Source organism: Aerococcus sp. UMB1112A, from assembly GCF_030230715.1.
Lineage (GTDB): Bacteria > Bacillota > Bacilli > Lactobacillales > Aerococcaceae > Aerococcus.
Genome location: NZ_JASPDS010000027.1, coordinates 1 through 18495 on the forward strand (window position 1 = coordinate 1; position 18495 = coordinate 18495).

General features: G+C 45.3%; 18 protein-coding genes and 1 pseudogene. 2 read left to right on the forward strand and 17 right to left on the reverse strand.

From position 1 onward, the window contains the following. The 11 genes and pseudogenes from QP860_RS09780 to QP860_RS09835 all read right to left on the reverse strand — a co-directional run. The coding region (locus tag QP860_RS09780; protein ID WP_284912658.1) for a glycosyltransferase family 2 protein at positions 1-414 on the reverse strand (414 nt) is incomplete at its 3' end. Beyond that, the gene (locus QP860_RS09785; RefSeq protein WP_284912660.1) at positions 415-1470 is read right to left on the reverse strand and encodes a glycosyltransferase; all 1056 of its coding nucleotides are present in this window, start codon (positions 1468-1470) and stop codon (positions 415-417) included. It lies immediately after the preceding gene. A 19-nt stretch (positions 1471-1489) separates the two neighbouring features. Then, positions 1490-1960, reverse strand: coding sequence for a glycosyltransferase (locus tag QP860_RS09790; protein WP_284912662.1), 471 nt, complete (start codon positions 1958-1960; stop codon positions 1490-1492). Next, a complete protein-coding gene (locus QP860_RS09795) occupies positions 1938-2633 on the reverse strand; it encodes a glycosyltransferase (protein WP_284912663.1) in 696 nt (231 codons plus the stop codon). The genes QP860_RS09790 and QP860_RS09795 overlap by 23 nt, the downstream gene beginning before the upstream one ends. A gap of 11 nt (positions 2634-2644) precedes the next feature. Beyond that, complete coding sequence (locus QP860_RS09800) at positions 2645-3274, reverse strand: acetyltransferase (RefSeq protein ID WP_284912664.1); 630 nt, start codon at positions 3272-3274, stop codon at positions 2645-2647. Beyond that, complete coding sequence (locus tag QP860_RS09805) at positions 3261-3881, reverse strand: sugar transferase (RefSeq protein WP_284912665.1); 621 nt, start codon at positions 3879-3881, stop codon at positions 3261-3263. The genes QP860_RS09800 and QP860_RS09805 overlap by 14 nt, the downstream gene beginning before the upstream one ends. Positions 3882-3887: 6 nt before the next feature. Next, positions 3888-5000, reverse strand: a complete 1113-nt coding sequence (locus QP860_RS09810; RefSeq protein WP_284912666.1) for a DegT/DnrJ/EryC1/StrS family aminotransferase — start codon at positions 4998-5000, stop codon at positions 3888-3890. Positions 5001-5087: 87 nt separating this feature from the next. After that, positions 5088-6883: pseudogene (locus QP860_RS10615) on the reverse strand (polysaccharide biosynthesis protein). 62 nt (positions 6884-6945) lie between these two features. After that, positions 6946-7683: a CpsD/CapB family tyrosine-protein kinase gene (locus QP860_RS09825; RefSeq protein WP_284912669.1), complete on the reverse strand. Its 738-nt coding sequence runs from the start codon at positions 7681-7683 to the stop codon at positions 6946-6948. Beyond that, on the reverse strand, positions 7683-8450 hold the full coding sequence (locus tag QP860_RS09830; RefSeq protein ID WP_284912670.1) for a YveK family protein: 768 nt from the start codon (positions 8448-8450) through the stop codon (positions 7683-7685). The genes QP860_RS09825 and QP860_RS09830 overlap by 1 nt, the downstream gene beginning before the upstream one ends. An 855-nt stretch (positions 8451-9305) precedes the next feature. Continuing rightward, a complete protein-coding gene (locus QP860_RS09835; RefSeq protein WP_284912672.1) occupies positions 9306-10724 on the reverse strand; it encodes an alanine/glycine:cation symporter family protein in 1419 nt (472 codons plus the stop codon). Positions 10725-11050: 326 nt separating this feature from the next. Here QP860_RS09835 and QP860_RS09840 point away from each other — a divergent pair, with 326 nt between their 5' ends. Beyond that, the gene (locus tag QP860_RS09840) at positions 11051-12031 is read left to right on the forward strand and encodes a nuclease-related domain-containing protein (protein ID WP_284912674.1); all 981 of its coding nucleotides are present in this window, start codon (positions 11051-11053) and stop codon (positions 12029-12031) included. Between the two features lie 559 nt (positions 12032-12590). Here the strand turns inward: QP860_RS09840 and rplT are convergent. From rplT to QP860_RS09860, 4 genes are all read right to left on the reverse strand, one after another. Then, positions 12591-12950 (reverse strand): 50S ribosomal protein L20, encoded by a 360-nt coding sequence (rplT, locus tag QP860_RS09845; RefSeq protein WP_284910663.1) that lies wholly within the window; start codon positions 12948-12950, stop codon positions 12591-12593. 38 nt (positions 12951-12988) lie between these two features. Then, on the reverse strand, positions 12989-13189 hold the full coding sequence (rpmI, locus tag QP860_RS09850; protein WP_067975318.1) for a 50S ribosomal protein L35: 201 nt from the start codon (positions 13187-13189) through the stop codon (positions 12989-12991). 30 nt (positions 13190-13219) lie between these two features. Beyond that, entirely contained in the window at positions 13220-13786 is a 567-nt protein-coding gene (gene infC, locus QP860_RS09855) for a translation initiation factor IF-3 (protein ID WP_502869654.1), read from the reverse strand. Between the two features lie 289 nt (positions 13787-14075). Then, the gene (locus QP860_RS09860) at positions 14076-14912 is read right to left on the reverse strand and encodes a MetQ/NlpA family ABC transporter substrate-binding protein (RefSeq protein WP_284912676.1); all 837 of its coding nucleotides are present in this window, start codon (positions 14910-14912) and stop codon (positions 14076-14078) included. A gap of 167 nt (positions 14913-15079) precedes the next feature. Here QP860_RS09860 and QP860_RS09865 point away from each other — a divergent pair, with 167 nt between their 5' ends. Next, the gene (locus tag QP860_RS09865; protein WP_284912678.1) at positions 15080-15604 is read left to right on the forward strand and encodes a DNA-3-methyladenine glycosylase I; all 525 of its coding nucleotides are present in this window, start codon (positions 15080-15082) and stop codon (positions 15602-15604) included. Between the two features lie 373 nt (positions 15605-15977). Here QP860_RS09865 and lplA read toward each other — a convergent pair whose 3' ends face one another. Next, on the reverse strand, positions 15978-17006 hold the full coding sequence (lplA, locus tag QP860_RS09870; protein ID WP_070617435.1) for a lipoate--protein ligase: 1029 nt from the start codon (positions 17004-17006) through the stop codon (positions 15978-15980). A gap of 1 nt (position 17007) precedes the next feature. Further along, positions 17008-17901 (reverse strand): SIR2 family NAD-dependent protein deacylase, encoded by an 894-nt coding sequence (locus QP860_RS09875; RefSeq protein WP_284912680.1) that lies wholly within the window; start codon positions 17899-17901, stop codon positions 17008-17010. Between the last annotated feature and the right edge of the window lie 594 nt (positions 17902-18495).

The window sequence follows — 18495 nt, forward strand, 5'->3', positions numbered from 1 at the left end:
ACCTTCAACTTCTTCATTCAAAATATTTCCTTCTAAATCTATCGTTTGATAATTTAAACCAACAATATCATAATTGTATTCCGTTATTAATTTATATTGAATCTCAAAACGATGTAAAAAAGATATATCGTCAGCGTCCATTCTAGCTATATAGTCAGCAGAACAAAAATCAATTCCATCTATTAGATTTTGCTGCAATCCTTTATTCTCTTCATTAAAAATGAGCTTTATCCTAGAATCTAATTGAGACTCTTTCTTTATTAAATTAATCATAGATTGATTATTAGGGTTATCATTAATAATAATAAATTCAAAATCCTCAAATGTTTGGTTAGTAATTGAATGAATAGCTTGACTAACGAAGTATTCATCTTCATTATATACACACATTAATACAGAAATTTTTGGTTTCATTTAATCCCCCAATTGTTCGGAAGCTTCATAATAAATTTCAATAATTCTATTGGCCATCACATTAATATCAAAAGGAGATCCATATAATTCAGTCTTAATACAGCCCTTCTCTAATAAATAAGGTATTTTTTCAAGACATTCATCCATATCTTCTAATTCAAAAAAATCAAAATTATCATTTATTCTTGCATCTTTGTCGATATTATTACTTGCTAATATTGGAATTCCAACTGCTTGAGCTTCTATTAATACGAGAGGCAAACCTTCATAAAAGGATGGCATGATAAAAATATTAAATAAACCATATAAGGATTGAACTTCTTTTTGAAAATCTACAAACGTGACATAATCTTCTAATGCTTTTTCCTGAACATATTTTTTTACTTTGTCTCTCGTTGGTCCTTCTCCTACCATAAGTACTCGGTATTTATTTGAAGTCTTTAAAAGTTTTTCTAGTAAGTCTATTAAATAAATCTGATTCTTTACTGGAAGAAAAGTTCCTATATGACCAATCACCATATATTCGCTGTTTTTTAGATCAACATTTGAAAATTTATCAATATCAATGCCGTTATATAGTAGCTCATAATTATTACTCCCAAACATCCATGAACCAGCTTCTTTAGAACAGGCTAAGTTAAATGTATCATTATAAGAATTATTCAATGCTTTAAAGAATTTATGTGTTTTACTTGTTATATATTTTGAAGTTTTAGAATTATGAGAATGAATTACTATAGGTAATTTATAATATCTAGCTAAAGCAATCGGTAGATAATAATTTAAAGATCCTCCATAATAATGCATGACATCAAATTTGTGAGCATTATTTTTAAAAAAGTTCTCCATAAACTTAATATGTTTATAAATATTTTTCGCCTTGGGAGCTAAATAAACATCTACTCCTATGTTTTTTAATTCCTCTTCATAAATATTATCAGGAATTTTTATAAGAATAGAATGATCAATTTTATCATGTGTATGTCGAATAGTTTCAATTAATACTTTTTCGACACCGCCTTGTCCAAGACCATTGATTATATTTAATACTTTCATTATCTCCCCTCCTTTGTTACTATATGTTTTCGTATAATTTATTCATAAATCTATTGATATTAGGCAGCGAAAATTCGTCTATTTTTTCCAAGTTATTAATGCCGTATTCTAGCCGTAAATTTTTATTTGATATAAGCTTATCTATTAAAATTGATAGTTTTATATTGTCATTAGGTGAAAAAAGATACCCCCCTACTTCATCCTGAATTAAATCTCTATTTCCCCTAATATCTGATACAATACAAGGAAGCCCTGTCCCCATCGCTTCCATCAATGAAACAGGTAGTCCCTCTTGTAAGGATGGTAGGACAAAGATATCTGTTATTCCTAATATTTGATCAATATCTGAACGAAAACCTAAAAGGATAACTTCATTATCTAGATTATTCTCTTTAATTAAGTGGCTTAATTCATTCCTAAGCTCTCCCTCTCCCACAATAAGATATTTAATTTTTCTATTTTGTAATTTAGCAAGAGCTTCTATAACCACACGATGGTTTTTTTCTTTTTGATAATTGACCCACGCTTGTTAAAATCACATCATTCTCAGACAAATTTAGATCATTTAATAATTGTAGATTCTTCTTTTCGTAATTTTTTTCTTTGAATTTAGAGGTATCAATACCAACACCATTAACTTTAACTACTTTATCTCTAACATTAAAAGTTTCGGCTCGTTCATAATCCTCCTGATTGATCGTTATCAAAATATCCGTATAACGAGCTAATATTTTTTCTACAGGATAAAAAATCAACCAGTTTTTTAAAGGGGCTCCATCATAAAAGTGAAAGCCATGAGCGGTGTAAATAACTTTTGTTTTAGATCGACGAAAGGCTAGGCGACAAAGTGCTGCTCCTATTGGGGAATGGCAATGAACCAAATCGTAATCTTTTTCAGATAGTCTTTTAGATAATTGATAAGATTTGATGATATCCCCCACTTTACTAATTTGTCTTGGGATTGGTAGGTGATAGTAGGAAACATCTAAATCGTGGAGTTTTTTCTTGAAAGCTTCAATCTTAGCATCTGTCGTCGTGCTACGATCCTCAAAATTGCAGGCAACGTCCACTTGATAGCCTAAGTCTTTTAGAATTTCAATATTATTCATATTAAACATATCAATCATTGAAGCCACTGAGGCATACATCAAAGCTTTTTTCATTTAGTGTCCTCCTAATAACTTAGCTTTTTAGCGGGATTGCCTACATAGGTACCGGATTCTTTAATGCTACCTATGCAAACAGTACTTGCACCAATTACTGCATCACTAGCAATGCTGCAATTATTAATAACCGTCGCATTAATACCTAACCAGGTCCGTTCTCCCACAGATACTGTTCCTGCCAGTCTGACACCAGGTGATAAATGGACGAAATTACCAATATGATTATCATGATCTACAGAACAAGCTGTATTTAGGATACAGCCCTTACCTATAGTCGTTGATGGGTTAATCACGACTTGAGCAAAGATAACCGTTCCTTCGCCAATCGAGACTTCTCGTCCAATGACCGCACTCGGATGAATTACAGTAGCTAAACGATAACCATCGTTTTTTATTTTATTCTGGATTCGCTCACGTGTCGCATTATCACCAATTGCCACTATAAATTCTGCATCGTTTGGGTCAAGAGCATGATAATCTTGACTTCCTCCAACAACTTTAAGGCCTAGGATATCTTGACCAATTTTTTGATCGTCAAGGAAGGCAATCGATTGCCACTGGTCCATAAGTAAGGCAGCGTCAGCAACAACTTTGCCATGGCCGCCAGCTCCTATGATATAAAGATTATTCTTCGTCATCTAGCTTATTCCCTTCAAAGGCCACCATCGTTGCTGCATTTTCATTATTGATTCCATCCCTAGCCAGAACTGTCTTTACTGTTTTGACTAGGATTTTAATGTCTAACCATAAAGAGACATGATTGGCGTAATAAACATCATAGTTGAAGCGCTCTTCCCAGGTCGTTGCATTTCGCCCATTGACTTGGGCGAGGCCTGTTAAGCCTGGTCGAACTTGGTGTCTTTGCTTCTGTTTTTCATCGTAAAGCTTTAAGTAATCAATGAGTAAAGGTCTTGGTCCGACAAAGCTCATATCCCCTTTAAGGATATTGAACAATTCCGGAAGTTCGTCTAGTGAAGTTGAACGCAGTTTTTTCCCGAAATCAGTCAATCGTTCAGAATCTGCTAATAAATTACCCTCTTCATCACGAGCATCCGTCATAGAACGAAACTTATACATGGCAAAGATCTTTTCATTCTTCCCAGGACGTAATTGTTTGAATAGTACAGGACTCCCTAATTTATTACGCACCAGAACGGCTGTTACCAGCATAACTGGCGATAAAAGGATTAGAGCTATTAAGGCTAAGCAGAAATCAATCCCTCGTTTAAGGAAATTTCTATACATGGTTTATCAGCTCCATAGTGATTTGATGATCCGAATCACTCGCTCAATGTCTTCATCGGTCATCTTGGTATCACTTGGCAGGCAGAGACCGCGGTTAAATAAATCTTCAGCGACTTCGCCACCGATGACATCACAGTCACTAAATACAGGTTGCATATGCATCGGTTTCCAAATAGGCCGAGACTCAATATTTTCTTCTGCTAAGGTATCCATCACCATTGTTGGACTAACCTTAGAGTCTTTAGCAATCAACATAGCAGATAACCAATAGTTGGAGCGTTCATCATCAAATTCAGTAATGAATTGAATATCATCAATATCTCTGAAGGCTTCTTGATAGCTTTGGAAGATATAACGTTTCTGAGCAATCCGTTCGTCAAGAACCTTTAGCTGGCCACGACCAATCCCAGCTACAATATTACTCATCCGATAATTGTAGCCAATTTCTTTGTGTTCATAGTGGCGTTCATTCTCGCGGGCTTGAGTGGCCCAGAAGCGAGCCTTATCAGTGATTGCTGGATCGTGAGCTACTAACATGCCGCCACCTGAAGTTGTAATAATTTTATTTCCATTAAATGAGAAGATGCCATAGTCGCCGAAAGTTCCTGTATATTGTCCCTTGTAAAGCGTCCCTAAACTTTCAGCTGCATCTTCAATCAAAGGCACCCCATGCTTGTCACAAATAGCTTTAATTTCATCGATTTTAGCTGCTAAACCATAGAGATGGACAGCGATTACCGCTTTAGGTTGATACTTGGTAAACGCTTCTTCTAAACGTTTAGGATCCATGTTCCAGCTTCCAGGCTCAGAATCGATAAAGACAGGTTGGCCCCCTTCATAAACAATTGGATTCGCGGAAGCTGAGAAAGTTAAACTTTGGCAAAATACAATATCTCCTGGCTTAACGCCAACATGTTTTAAGGCTAGGTGAATGGCAGATGTCCCAGAAACAAGGGCCGTAGCATTTTCGATACCTACTTTTTCTGCAAGTTCGACTTCGAATTGATTAACATTTTCACCCAATGGGGCAATCCAATTGGTGTCAAAGGCTTCTTTAACAAAGGCTTGTTCATAGCCTTCAGAACTCATATGTGGTGATGCTAAATAGATTCTTTCCATTATCTAAATGACTCCCTTACTAAAAAAGTGAGTTCAAAATGAACTCACTTAAATGCTCAAAGAAGAAATGAGTTCTTCTTTATTCAATTACACATCCCGATGAACAAAGCTGGTCAGTTTCTCGTTCAGGTCGCCTTGGTCTGTCACCAGGTCCAGGCTTTCAACGAAGGCTTTGATTTCTTCGAGACTCTTATTATGGACACGGCCGACGAAGATGTTTTCGTCGATTTGCCGGTCGGTGGTTTCATCGTTGAGGAGGAGTTCTTCGTAGAGTTTCTCCCCTGGCCGCATGCCGGTATATTTGATTTCAATCTCGTCTTCTGAGTGACCCGACAGAGCGATCATCTTCTTGGCCAGGTCCTTGATGTAGACTTCTTCGCCCATATTGAGGATGAAGAGCTCGCCCCCTTCTGCCAGGGCGCCGGCCTGGATAACTAGGCGGCTGGCTTCGGGGATGGTCATGAAGTAACGGCGCATATCGGGATGGGTCACTGTGACCGGTCCGCCTGCTGCAATTTGTTTCTTGAAGAGCGGGATGACCGAGCCCCGGCTGCCGAGGACATTGCCGAAGCGGACAGCGGAGAAGGTGGTCTGGCTGTCCTTATTGAGGCCAGTAACAATCATTTCTGCAATCCGCTTGGTGGCCCCCATGACATTTGGTGGGTTATTGGCCTTGTCGGTGGAGATCATGACGAACTTCTTGACGCCAGCCTTTTCCGCAGCCTTGGCTACATTGTAGGTCCCGTAGATGTTGTTTTTAACCGCTTCGGTCGGATTCCATTCCATGAGGGGCACGTGCTTGTGGGCCGCCGCATGGTAGACAATATCTGGCTGGTAGCGCTGCATGAGGAAGTCCAGGTGTTCCTTGTCTTGGATGTCCGCAATGATTGGCGTGAACTTGACATTGGGTAAGTCCAGGTTGCGGAGCTCCTGGTTGATCAGGTAGATGGAATTCTCTCCGTGACCCAGGAGGATCAATTGAGCGGGACCGAAGCGAACGATCTGCCGGCAGATTTCGGACCCGATCGAGCCCCCTGCCCCGGTGACCATAATCACTTGGTTAGAGATGGAATCGATAACGGGTTCGTCGTCCAGTTCGATTTCCTTCCAAGGAGGTCGGAGATTTCGATTTCCTTCATGGCCATCTTATATTCGCCGGCCAGGACCCTTTCCACTTCGGGCATCTGGTTGACGGTGATGTCGAGTGCGTTCCCCATCCGGACCACTTCTTCCACCGCATCAGCTGGCATGGAAGGTGCGGTGATGGTGATCATGTCGATGCGTTTGTTTTCTATAATTTGGGGAATATCTGCGATGGTGCCTAGAATAGGCACGCCTTTAATATAGATATTTTGTTTTTGTGGGTCATTATCGACCGCTCCAATGATAGCATACTTCTCAGGGTGCTTGGAGAAGTTCTCGATGAAGAGATTGCCGGCCTGGCCTGCCCCTACAATAAGGAGGCGGGTGGCTTCGTCTTCCGCCATCTTGACGCCATTCTTCCGGTCGATATAGAGCCGCCAGATGACTCGAGTCAAGATCATCCCCACTGTCGCGAAGAGCAGGAGGAGGAAGAGGTAGCGGTGGCTGATCACGGTAAAGAGGATGGTCCCCACGATGAAGGCCCCCGCCCCAGCGATCAGGTTAGCGACGACAACTTCCTGGGCATCTCGCAAGCCGAAGAAACGGACCAGGGCGGAGAAGTTGTGGAAGTAGAGGCCCGCTAGGACATAGATCAGATAGTAGATGCCTGTGACGATGGAATAGTGACCAAAGTCGGTAGCAACATAATACTTAATTAAATAAATGGTTAAGAGGGCTCCTATGCCCACACAGACCAAGTCGTTGAGCATGAGGATGAGTTTTTTTGTTTTCCGAGACATGTTTCACTTCCTATTCTAATTACATGCACTATCAGGAAGAGTCAATGGCTGCTTAAGTCGGCTTAATCTTCCTCATGGCCATAGCCATAACCGTAGCCATAACCATAACCGGTATGGTCTTTGGACACGCCATTGAAGACCACGCCTAGGATATTGGCTTCGGCTGCGTCGAGCAGGTCCTTGGCCTTGATGATATTGGGCCGTTCCGCGATCCCTTCCCTGGCCACGAAGACGACACCGTCAACCTTGCGCGAGAGGATCTGGGAATCGGCCACTGAGAGCAGGGGCGGTGCGTCGTAGATGACCAGGTCGAACATGGTCTCTAGGGTCTTCATCAGGTCATTCATCTTGTTGGATTGGAGCAACTCGGATGGGTTGGGTGGCTTGGGGCCGGCTGCCAGGACATAAACATTAGCTTCCGGCACATAGCGGATCATGTCCATGGTCTGGGCTTCGTTCTGGGTCAGAAGATTGGTCAGCCCGTAATTGGTCTTCAGGTTGAAGGTGTTACGGACAGTCGGCTTGCGCATGTCGGCATCCACTAAGAGGACCCGTTTGCCAGTGTCGGCCATGACGGAGGCCAGGTTGGCAGCCACAGTGGACTTGCCTTCGAAGGGCCCGGTTGAGGTCAACATGAGCGAGTTCAGGGTCCCGTCGACCATGGAGAATTCAATGTTGGTCCGCACGGTCCGGAAGGCTTCTGAGATGGGATGGTTGGGCTTGACTGCCGTAATCATAGAGGCCCCCAGACGCTGGTTACGGTTGAGTTGTTCGAGTTTCTTTCCTTTGCGGTTGAACATTAGTCCTCGCCTCCTTTACGGCGACGGAAGGTCCGGCGCGCTTCTGATGTTTTTTGGCTAGAGATGGACTTGAGCCGGGATTCGGCCAATTCCTTGTCTGAGATTTCTGGAATCATACCGAGTACGGGCAAGCCAATCTCGTCGAAGAAGGCTTCATCCTTGACGGTCCGGTCTGTGGCGTAACGGATGAGCTGCCAGATAACCCCAATGGCTCCCCCAATGATGGCCCCAATTAAGAGGTTGAGGATGGGTTTAGGTGAGACCGGTCCTTGGGCAGGTTCGGCAACAGTGAGGATCGATACGTTGTTAACATTCATGATCCGTTTGACTTCTTCGGAGAAGTGCTTGGCAATGGAGTTAGCCAGGGTCGCCGACACTTTAGGTGAGGTGCTCTGAACCGTTACCGAGAAGACCAGGGAATTGTTGTCATTTTGGACGCTGATCATGTCATTCAGCTCCTGGACACTAACATCAGCTCCCGTCTCTTCGATTACCTTCTCTAAGACGACAGGCTTCTTGATAATGCTCTGATAAGTGTTCAAGAGCGTTAAGTTCGCCTGGAGGGTGGATTGGTCCACCTGTTCACTGTTTGAGTTGGTGTCATTGACTACCAAGTCGGTCGTTGATTGATACTTAGGGGTCATCACGACAAAGGTCAGTACAGCTGCAATAGCCAAGCCTGCCACGGTGGTGACGATGATCCGTCCTAAGCCCTGCCGTAGAATATGAAAGAGTTCTACTAGCGAGATTTCTTCAGTCGTTTCCATATTGCCTCCTCATCGGTGCCGACTTTCTGGCACCAGCTTCTATTCACAAAAAAAGGTCGTCTAAAGTTAGGTCTCTTTTAGCCGACACTCTTTTTACACTATCTATAATCTTAAAGGAAATTATAAGATATTTCACGCCTTTTTCACACTTTTTTTATTACAAATCTGTGACAGTATACATTAGCTTAACAATCCTCTGCTTTAGACTTAAAAAATATTTTGGAATTGTGCTGGTGAGCATCCGTTCCATCTTGAAAGTGATCGTTAAAGAGCCATGGAACCGGTTCGGGCCACGGTCCCTCACCTAGCGAGCTTCAAACGGCTAGTACGGCCCAAAATAATGGGCCTACTATCCGTAATTCACATCGCTTCTATTTCATGGCTAACGATCACTTTCAAGCTCCACTCCTGCTCATCAAGGAATTGGTTAAAGAGTTTTTATATGGTATTTTAGCTTCAGGAAATGCAGACAATATGATTCTATAAAATATTTTATTTTTTCTGCATGGTACTGTATCTAAAAGCATGACTGAATAACTTAAGACTAAGTATTTTTTAAACATAAAAATCCCCTTAGTACAGATTTTTCTGTCTAGCTAAGGGGATTTTAATTGCTAATTATTTTTCCTGACTGTAGTTAATTTAGCAATAGTCATGATGGCCATATATTTTTGAGCAGTAGCGGAGTTTGAGTTTGGTCGTTAGCCGCGAACAAGCAAGCGATGTGGATTAGGGATAGTCGGCGTAAGCCGTTACTAGCCCTTTGAGTCTCGCTAGGTGAGAGACCGATGCCGCGGCTTTTCAGCGACCAAACTCAAAGCGGAGCGGACGCTCTAGCAGCATAAGGCTAAATCTCTATTTCCAATAGTCGAGCTGGCTGTCGTCGAGGCCGATATTCTTGGCGTAGAAGACGGGTTTTTGACCTGCCCGGCGTTGTTTGCTGTAGTCGGAGAGCGCGGCCAGGGCTGTTTTGGACAGGATCAGGATGGATGGTAAGTTGATCAGGGCCATGAGCGCCATCATGACATCCGCCATTAACCAAACTAAGTCTGCTTCTTGGATGGCGCCGAGGAAGATGATTCCAGCTGCGGCCAAGCGGAAGGCGACCATGAAGGAGGCCCGGGGCATTTTGCCGAAGATATAGGCCAGGTTGTTATCCACATAGTAGAGGTTACCGATCAGGGTGGTGAAGCCAAAGAGCATGAGTGAAATGGTGATGAAGAGATTGCCGTAGCCGCCCAGGAAGGTTGAGAGAGCGGCTTGAACATAGGGGGCTCCTGATAATTCAGCTACTGGTTGGACGCCTGAACTCAGGCACATAAAGGCGGTAGCCGAGCAGATCACCAGGGTATCGATGAAGACGGACATCATTTGGACCAGGCCTTGCTTGACTGGGTGGGAGACATGGGCAGCAGCTGCGGCGTTAGGCGCTGACCCGATCCCGGCTTCGTTGGAGAAGAGGCCACGCTTGATCCCGTACATCATGCTGGAGCCTGCGATCCCGGAGAAGATGGCCTTGAAGTTGAAGGCGTCCTGGAAGATAAGCTTGAAGACGGTGGGCATGTAGTTGAGGTTGAGGATGATCATCAGCACAGCAACCGCCACATAGATCATCCCCATGAAGGGTACGAGGAAGCTGGTGAACTGGATGATCCGCTTGCCCCCGCCGAGGACGCAGTAGGCGGTCACAAGAGCCAGGCCTGCTCCCACTAGAATTGGCGTCCACTGTGGGCTGTAGAAGTCATAGACCTGGAAGGAATCCCGCAGGTTGAAGGCCGCCAGCATGTTGAAGCCCACTGCATAGGTCAGAATCAGGAAGATGGAGAAGATAATCCCCAGGGTCCGGCTATGGAGGGCCGATTCGATATAGTAGGACGGGCCACCATAGCTCTCCCCAGAGAAGGTATCCCGGCGCTTATAGATCTGGGCCAGAGTCGACTCGATGAAGGCTGAAGCGCCCCCAATCAGAGCCACGATCCACATCCAGAAGACGGCACCGTAGCCGCCCAGGCAGATGGCCGTTGCCACCCCGACGATGTTCCCCGTTCCTACCCGGGAAGCGGTTGAGATCATCAGGGCCTGGAAGGAGGACACCGATCCCTCTTCTTCCGGCGCTTCCAACACCACCTGGATAGCCTCCTTCAAGTTGCTCAATTGGATAAATTTCGTTCGGAATGTGAAATAAAGGCCAATTCCAAGTAACAAGACAATTAAGACTGGATAGTATAGGAAGTCGCTGATTGGACTTAGGAAGCCCGTTATCATTTCTGACATCCAAATCTCCTCCTCTTTAAATAGTTTTCTTTTACTTTAGAATAAGGGAAGATATGATTGCCGTCAATTTCAGATAATAATTTTATGATTGGTTATGCTTATGATAGGAAAGGAGATGTAAGTTTTTATAACGTGATTCTTGGGTAGTTTGTTGTGATTTTGGGAATTTAACTGGCGTTAGATTTTATAACGCTGTTGGCCAATTTTTGAGTGATTTTATAAGATAGGACAATTATTGTACCTCTGCGAGATAGATTTTATGACATCTTTTTTCTTTTGATGAATTTTAGACTTTTTCGTTTATATATCATTAGGAGGGATATCATATGCAGAAGAACCATGAATTATTATCTTTGGAAATTTTAGAGGGCCGCCAGTGTTTGGATGACGATCAGACCGAGCGTTTGCAGGCCCTACGCCATGGCTATTGGGGCGAATGGGAATTTCACCGGATTTTGAAGAAGTATTTGACGGGCGACTTTGTTTTGCTGACAGACTGCTACTTTGGCGCGACCAACGCCACTCAAGTCGACGCCGTCCTGGTCTGCCCCAGCGGCTGTTACCTCTTTGACGTCAAGAATTACCGGTCGCCGGTCCGCTATGAGGCGGGGACTTTTTACCACAATGACAAGCTCTGGCGCCACAATATTTTTATCCAGCTGGAGCGGATGGTCGACCGCTTCAACCAGGAGCTGGCTGGCTTTGGCCGCCCTTCAGGCAAGCAGGGCTATCTCGTCTTCATTAACGAGAACCACCAAGTGACGGTGGATGACTCTTTCGACCACGGTGTCTTATGTCGCAACGATATCTTGACCTTCTTGAAGGACGTCTCTCGGGAACCAGGGCGCTACCGGACGGACCAGCTCCTACGCGCCGTCCAAGACAAGCTCCTGCCAAACCCCTACGAGCAGTGCCAGCTCACAACTGACCACTGGGCGCGGATGCAAGGTGGGATTTATTGTTGGCGGTGTCGGGGCGCGCTTGGGGATATCTACCATCGTAAGAAGATCACTTGTCAGGCATGCGGCTTTGTCGAAGATTCAGAAATCCTAGTCTATCGTCATTTATGTGAACTTGCAGTGCTTCTTTATGACCAACCGCTGAGTTTTTCAATGGCAGAATATTTTCTAGGCAATAATTGTGCTGAGCGGAGGTTAAATCGAGTCCTAGCAAAATATTTTATTCGGATCAAACGTAATACCTATCAAAATCCTTTTAAAAATGATCCGAACTTGTATGATAAAATTGTTCGTCCTATTGATTTAGAACAAGATTACTACCGTATTCATAATAAATATTTGACTTAACAGAAATAACGAATGTTATCCAGAAGCTTCAATAGATTAATAAAGTAGAGGTATTATCATATTCGCTATAATTTAGCGATACTCGCTTCAGATACCGACATATCCTCTTCGATTTGTCGGTTGCTGCCTAAGTTACCGACATATCCTCTTCGATTTGTCGGTTACTGCCTGAGATACCGTCATATCCCCTTCGATTTGTCGGTTGCTGCCTAAGTTACCGACATATCCTTTTCGATTTGTCGGTTATTGTCTAAAATACCGTCATATCCCCTTCGATTTGTCGGTTACTGCCTGAGATACCGTCATATCTCCTTCGATTTGTCGGTTGCTGCATCTTTTATTAAGAACTGGCAGTTTCTCAATGAGTCACCGCCATTTCCATCAAAATTTAGCAGTCACCCACACTCAGCACCCCCATAAGGTCAAAAGCCGAGGTCCCAGCCTCGGCTTTCCTCCTTCTTCACCCAAAATAAGGACGGCGAGCCACCGCCCGCCAACCCCTTCTTATCCCAAAGGAAAAGCACCGCCACGGTGGGCGGTGCTTGACACATTACTTATCTTATTTACCTAATGCTGCTTTGGCTTGGTCGCAGATTGATGCGAAGGCATCGGCATCGTTGACTGCAAGGTCAGCAAGCATTTTACGGTTGATTTCAATGCCAGCTTGTTTCAAGCCGTTGATTAATTTGCTGTAGCTTAGGCCGTTAACGCGTGCTTGAGCGTTGATACGGGTGATCCATAGGCGACGGAAGTCACGTTTTTTCTGACGACGGTCGCGGTAAGCGTACATATAAGATTTCATGACAGCTTGTTTAGCCATCTTATAATTTACGCTCTTAGATCCGTAATAACCTTTTGCTAATTTAATATATTTTTTACGTCTTTTACGACTAACTGTTCCACCTTTAACTCGAGCCATTCGAAATTCCTCCTTGTTTCGTTTCTCTAGATTATTGCTTATTTGTAGGTATCTAACATTTGTTGGATACGTTTTTGGTCAGATTGATGAACCATTGCAGCTGGTTTGTGCTGACGACGTTGTTTCTTGGTCTTACCATGGAAACGGTGAGAGCGTTCTGAATGACTACGTTTTAACTTACCTGAAGCGGTAAATTTGAAGCGTTTAGCCGATGCGCGGTGTGTTTTTTGTTTAGGCATAATAATTTCCTCCCATTTTTGTTAATTGGATTATTTGTCTTCTGGCTTAGGTGCTAGCATGAGCTGCATAGACCGGCCTTCCATCTTAGGTTTTTGCTCAACAGTGGCGATATCGCTCATCTCGTCAGCAAAGCGTTCCAGTACTTCACGCCCTAAGTCCTTGTGTGTGATGGCACGACCTTTGAAGCGGATCGATACCTTCACCTTGTCACCCTTCTTGATGAACTTGCGGCCTTGGCGTAATTTCGTATTGAAATCATTGTCATCAATGGCTGGACTCAAACGGATTTCCTTCACTTGGATGGTCCGTTGGTTCTTGCGTTGTTCACGGGCCTTGCGTTGTTGTTGGTAACGGAACTTGCCGTAGTCCATGATCCGCGCAACCGGTGGCTTAGCACCTGGTGACACGAGAACGAGGTCAAGCTCGTATTCGCCGGCCTTATCAAGAGCGTCTTTCTTAGAAAGCACACCCAACTGTTCACCATCAGGATCAATCACGCGCATTTCGCGTGCCCGAATCGACCCATTGACGATGTTATCTTTTTCTTTTGCGATAATTATCCCCCTCCATAGTTCAAATTTGCATTCATCAGTCATTGAGATTTCAGCATAGAAAAAGCGACGAATCCATAAAAGTACCCGTCGCTGCTCGCACAAGGGTCGCCTTGTGCACTTGAATCTATCAACCCGAGGACGTCTTTGTCAACTCAGGTGAGAAACGGGTAGGTCTCTGCTTCTTGTCTCACCTAATCATGATATCATGTCCCCCTCCCTCGGTCAAGCATAAATTCGAAAAATATCACATCCCGATCATCTCAAAGTGGGAGGGATGTACAGTCATTCAACTTAAAAAGGCTAGGAACATTCTCCCAGCCTCATAAGCCTGCTATTTCGGTAATATCCAATAGGCTTGGCCTGATTCTTGGTTGATCTTTTCTACAGCATCTTTGACTTGGTCAGACTTGTAGGCTTGGGACACGGCCTTGACCCAGTCCTTATCCTTGTCTTCTTCTCGGACAACGAGTTGGAGCATGAATTCAGGGGCCACGTCTTCATAGGCCAGGGCAGTCTGGAAGTCGATGCCAGCATCGAAGGCCCGAGAGCCCGGGATAGCAGCTATCGCTAAATCTGGTGTCGTCCGCGCAAGATTGGGAGAACTGATGACTTCGATCTTCACATTTTTAGGATTTTCTGTGATGTTTTCTACATTTAAGTTGGCCTTGTCAGCATTCGGATCTAACTTAATTATCCCTTCCTTCTCTAATAAGAGTAGGGCCCTGGACAGGTTGGATGGATCGTCCGGCACACCAACTTTGTCCCCTTCTTCCAAGCGATCGAGACTATCCTTCTGCCCAGGGAAGATGGCCATGGGAACAGTTGGCAGGGGCTGGATATTGGTCAACTGGGCATCTTTCTCCTCGTTAAAATTATTCATATAAAGGGTGTGTTGCTCAATATTGAGGTCAGCTGCCTTCTCTTCGAGGGCCACATCCGCTTCACGCAAGTCGGTGAATTCCACGGTTTCTAACTTATAGCCCTCTTCTTCGAGAATGGGTTTGACCACGTCAAGGAAAAGATCGCTGTAGGGCCCCGGCGAGGTGGCGAGACGGATATCCTGGCTATCCTCGGCGGCTGCCTGGTTCTCTGAGGACTGCTTAGAACCACAAGCTCCCAGCACCAAGAGAGCTAGGGCGGCTAGGATGATTGTTTTAACTTTATGCATACGAACACTCCTGTCTGCTTACTTTTTATAAGTTTGTACTCCTAGCTTAGCACATCCTCCCCGATTTGAGAACCGAAAGCTCCTTTCTACTGATAGTTCTTTGCCATCATTCCTGAACAAGCATGCTATAATGGTAGTAAAGCAAATGGAAAGGATGACGCAAACAGATGACAGCACGCTGCAGCTGGGCCACGACGCCCGAACTTATTGCCTACCACGACCAGATTTGGGGCAGACCGACTCAGGATGACCAGGCCCTCTTCAAAGCCCTGAGCCTGGAAATCATGCAAGGTGGCCTGTCCTGGGAAACCGTCCTTAAGAAGGCGGATGACTTCGATTCGGCCTATGATGGCTTCGACTACTGCAAGATCGCCCGCTATGACCGCTATAAATACCAAGGCCTACTCCAAGACAGCCGGCTTATCCGCAACCGGCGCAAGATCCAGGCCATTATTCACAATGCCCAGGTCCTTCTTGACCGCTTGGAAGACGGCCAGACCTTCGCTGATTACCTCTGGGACCTGATCAATGACGCCAAAAAGCAAAGCGACTCCAATGACGCAATGAGTCAAAAGGTTCTCAAGGCGATGAAGAAGGACGGCTTCAGCTACATCGGCCCCGCCACCATGACCGCCTTCCTCGAAGCCATCGGCGCCTTTAACCCCCATCAAGCAAACTGTGATTTGGCCTAATATTATAAGATTATTTCACTAATTGCATGGATGAGCCTTCGTTTCGTTTTGACTTTGGTCATTAAAATGCCATGGCACCGGTTCGGGTCAAGGTCCCTCACCTAGCAAGACTCAAACGGCTAGTGCGGCTAACGCCTACTAGCCGTAATTCGCTTTGCTTGTTCATGGCTAACGACCAAAGTCAAACTCCACTACTGCTCATAATCAAAAACCAATAAATTATTTTGAAGATTGCAAACTAAAATTAATCAATCTCCAAAACAATATTAAAGCACGATTCCTCAAAGTAAGGCGTCGTGCTTTTTTGTGATATTTAATTATTAAAGTATTAAGCATTCAAGGGCCAACTTCAATAACGGAACGGATGCTCATTTTACTGCTCCAAGATCAAGCCCACAATTTCCTCCGCTGTGATGGTGCCGAAGTATTGGCTGAGCTCGAATTGGCTGAGCTGGTCGAGGAGGTCTTGGCGGCGGAGCGGGGTTCCAACCAGAGCGGATTCGATATCCGAAATCGGCTGGCTGCCGAAAAAGTCACCGTAGATCTTGCAATCCTTGATCCGGCCTTGTTCAATGGCCAGGCTGATGTCGAAGGTGCCTCCCTTGAAGTGTTCGTTGCGGTTGTATTCGAAGCGTGGGGAGGCGCCGAAGATCCAGTCCCAATTGGCGTATTTTTCTTCCATCATTTGGTCGATAGCGGCCCAGTCTTCATCGGTCAACTGGTATTTTTTGATTTGATCGTAGGAATCCACACCAGCGGTCTTGATCAGGATGAGTTCCAGGAACTCCTCGCTAGTTAGGTCCTTGTATTCAGGGTCTACATAGTCGCGCAAGTTCCCCACCCGGCTGCGGACCGACTTAATCCCTTTCGACTCGATCTTCTTCTGGTTGGGGCGGAGGGCGTTGACCATATTGTCCATGTCTACGTCAAAAAGCAGGGAGTAGCCCCCGTAGACCCGACCATTCTTCATGGTCATGGCGGCCCCGGAGACCTTCTTACCGTCCACCATCAAGTCGTTGCGCCCACTCTTCTCGATCTGGTCCACCCCGATCTCACGGAGGATCTGCATCACGGGCTGGTACATCTTATCGAAATTGGAGAAGGCATTGGTGTCCTGGCTGTCCATCAAGAAGCAAATATTAATCTCACCCCGGTCCAGGTAAACCGTGCCGCCACCTGTATCCCGGCGGACCATCTGGATATCATTGGCCTCCACATAGTCCATGTTGACTTCCTCCATGGCGTTCTGGTAGCGGCCAATCTGAACAAAAGGATCGGTCATATAGGGAAAGAGAATGGGCTCATCCAAGAAGATATGGTTCTGGGCGTAGACCTGCATGGCCATGGCAACCGCCCCATTGTAGATCCACTCGCCATCGCGCTTCATTTCAATAATATACATCTTATCGATCACTTCTTTCGTCTAAATTCTCAAGGTCTGCTAGGAGTTGACGGATGTCGGCTTCCAGCCAGATGGTCTTGGGCCGGATAGCTGGTGGAATCCGGTAGTCCTTTAGGTTAACGGTTAGATAGAGGGCTTGAGGGAAGGCCTCCGCCATGTCCTGGAAGGGATGTTTAATGACCTGGGGTGCCATATAGCCACAGCCCATCTCTAGGAGGAGGAGCTTTTTATCCTTGTTGCGGGCCAGGAAGCTGTCATAGCGGACTTTTTCTTCCTTGAAGGCCTGATCTTCCACCATCCAGTCCCAGTGGTTGCGTCGGTTGAGCTCCATCCGCTGGCCGCATTCGGGGCACTGGGGAATCAATTCTTCAGGCACCCGCATGTTTTCCTGGCGGTCCACCATTTCAAGGACCAGGTCATCAATCCGGTAGCGCTTGGGATGGCAGCCGTACATGCACTGGATGAGGATGTACTTGCCCTGGACGTCGAAGACCTTGTCGGGATCATAGTCTGCCTGCTCGAAGGCATTGTCTGCATTGGAGGTAATGATATGGTAGTTCCGCCCCTTCAAGGCCTGGCGCATCCGCACATAGGAGGCCCCCACACCCTGATCCAAATAATTCAACTTGACAAAACGGCTGAAAAAGGCCCAAGATTCCGCCTCGTCGGCAAAAGGAAAGACGCTAGCCTGGAACATATCTAGCCAGCCATACTTGGCGATAAAGTCCGGGAAGGCTTCTTGGAAGCGCGGCCCCACATAAGTGAAACCATCTGCCGCCCCCATGCCCGCACCGACGCCGACTTGAATCGCCTCTGCCTCGTCCAAGGCCTCTCGCAAGAGCTCAGCCTGGGAAACTTGGTCTTGTCTCGCTAAAACTTGCCAATTTTGTGTCAAAATTGCCGCCTCCTTCTCTAACATACATCCTATATTATAACGCATATGAGCGCTTTCTTCATGCCTTTCTGCTTGTTCCTTATCTTAATCCAGCAAGCTATCTTACGAGGAAGGAAAACTAGCAATAGTTACACAGCTGCTATTTTTGTCACTTGGAGGAACTGATACGGACATAACTATCATCCTTTTGTCACTTACAGGGTCTGATGCGGACACAACGACTACCCTTATGACCGTTACTGGGCCGGCTACGGTCACAACCACCTCCCTTATGGCCGTTACTAGCCCTTTGAAGCTCGCTAGCTGAGAGACCGGGGATCGATCCGTGGTGATTAGCGGTCGGATCGTCAGAGACTTAGGGATACAATACAAGACGGCGCCAGCCGTTCTTGATCCTCTTAAATTCAAGGGGCCAATTCAATAGCGCACCGCATGCCCACAGCACCAATCACCTATTATTTTTATAACGCAGAATTTTTTTACAATTCATTTCATGAGCAGGAGTGGAGCTTGAGTTTGATCGTTAGCCATGAAAAAGCAAACATACTAAGATTAGCTCGAAGGTAAATCGACGGATTTATCTTCGAGCTATTT

What these genes read in the sequence shown, in the direction of transcription:
- QP860_RS09785 (WP_284912660.1), bottom strand. Translation starts at nt 1,470, where the DNA reads ATGAAAGTATTAAATATAATCAATGGTCTTGGACAAGGCGGTGTCGAA.
- QP860_RS09795 (WP_284912663.1), bottom strand. Translation starts at nt 2,633, where the DNA reads ATGAAAAAAGCTTTGATGTATGCCTCAGTGGCTTCAATGATTGATATG.
- QP860_RS09800 (WP_284912664.1), bottom strand. Translation starts at nt 3,274, where the DNA reads ATGACGAAGAATAATCTTTATATCATAGGAGCTGGCGGCCATGGCAAA.
- QP860_RS09805 (WP_284912665.1), bottom strand. Translation starts at nt 3,881, where the DNA reads ATGTATAGAAATTTCCTTAAACGAGGGATTGATTTCTGCTTAGCCTTA.
- QP860_RS09810 (WP_284912666.1), bottom strand. Translation starts at nt 5,000, where the DNA reads ATGGAAAGAATCTATTTAGCATCACCACATATGAGTTCTGAAGGCTAT.
- QP860_RS09825 (WP_284912669.1), bottom strand. Translation starts at nt 7,683, where the DNA reads ATGTTCAACCGCAAAGGAAAGAAACTCGAACAACTCAACCGTAACCAG.
- QP860_RS09830 (WP_284912670.1), bottom strand. Translation starts at nt 8,450, where the DNA reads ATGGAAACGACTGAAGAAATCTCGCTAGTAGAACTCTTTCATATTCTA.
- QP860_RS09835 (WP_284912672.1), bottom strand. Translation starts at nt 10,724, where the DNA reads ATGTCAGAAATGATAACGGGCTTCCTAAGTCCAATCAGCGACTTCCTA.
- QP860_RS09840 (WP_284912674.1), top strand. Translation starts at nt 11,051, where the DNA reads ATGCAGAAGAACCATGAATTATTATCTTTGGAAATTTTAGAGGGCCGC.
- rplT (WP_284910663.1), bottom strand. Translation starts at nt 12,950, where the DNA reads ATGGCTCGAGTTAAAGGTGGAACAGTTAGTCGTAAAAGACGTAAAAAA.
- rpmI (WP_067975318.1), bottom strand. Translation starts at nt 13,189, where the DNA reads ATGCCTAAACAAAAAACACACCGCGCATCGGCTAAACGCTTCAAATTT.
- infC (WP_502869654.1), bottom strand. Translation starts at nt 13,786, where the DNA reads ATGACTGATGAATGCAAATTTGAACTATGGAGGGGGATAATTATCGCA.
- QP860_RS09860 (WP_284912676.1), bottom strand. Translation starts at nt 14,912, where the DNA reads ATGCATAAAGTTAAAACAATCATCCTAGCCGCCCTAGCTCTCTTGGTG.
- QP860_RS09865 (WP_284912678.1), top strand. Translation starts at nt 15,080, where the DNA reads ATGACAGCACGCTGCAGCTGGGCCACGACGCCCGAACTTATTGCCTAC.
- lplA (WP_070617435.1), bottom strand. Translation starts at nt 17,006, where the DNA reads ATGTATATTATTGAAATGAAGCGCGATGGCGAGTGGATCTACAATGGG.